Consider the following 794-nt stretch of genomic DNA (forward strand, 5'->3'; position numbering starts at 1 on the left):
CCACGTGGACGACCTCTCCGACGACGAGATCGCCGACCTGGTGTCGCGCGGCTTCCGCGCCACGACCGATCCCGCCTCGGTGGCCGAGGCGGATGCCGTGGTGATCTGCGTCCCGACGCCGCTGAGTGCCGAGGGCGGCCCCGACCTGGCGGCCGTCGAGGGCGCCTGCCGCAGCATCGGGCCGCACCTGCGCCCGGGCACGCTGGTCGTGCTCGAGTCCACGACCTACCCCGGCACGACCGCCGAGGTCGTGCAGCCGCTGCTCCAGGAGCTCTCCGGGCTCGGCCCCGACCAGCTCCACGTGGCCTACAGCCCCGAGCGGATCGACCCGGGCAACCCGACGTATGGGCTCAAGAACACCCCGAAGGTCGTCGGCGCCGACGACCCGGTCTCCGCGCAGCGGGTCCACGACTTCTACGCCCAGGTCGTCGACGAGGTCGTCGTCACCCGGGGCACCCGCGAGGCCGAGTCGGCCAAGCTGCTGGAGAACACCTACCGGCACGTGAACATCGCGCTGGTCAACGAGATGGCCCGCTTCTTCCACGAGCTCGACATCGACTTCTGGGAGGTGATCCGCCTGGCCTCGACCAAGCCGTTCGGCTTCCAGCCGTTCACCCCGGGCCCGGGCGTGGGCGGGCACTGCATCCCGATCGACCCCAACTACCTCAGCCACCGGGTGCGCACCCAGCTCGGCTACAGCTTCCGCTTCGTGGAGCTCGCGCAGGAGATCAACTCCTCGATGCCGTCCTACGTCGTCGCCCGGGTCAGCGAGCTGCTCAACGATCGCTCGCGGT

The 794-nt window shown here is 70.7% G+C and carries 1 protein-coding gene; it reads left to right on the forward strand.

Going from position 1 to position 794, the window contains the following annotated elements:
* A partial coding sequence (locus tag Q0L15_RS20115) for a nucleotide sugar dehydrogenase (protein ID WP_296606408.1) occupies positions 1-794 on the forward strand: 794 nt, incomplete at both ends.

The sequence above is a fragment of the Nocardioides sp. genome (genome assembly GCF_024509035.1).
Classification (GTDB): Bacteria; Actinomycetota; Actinomycetes; order Propionibacteriales; family Nocardioidaceae; genus Nocardioides.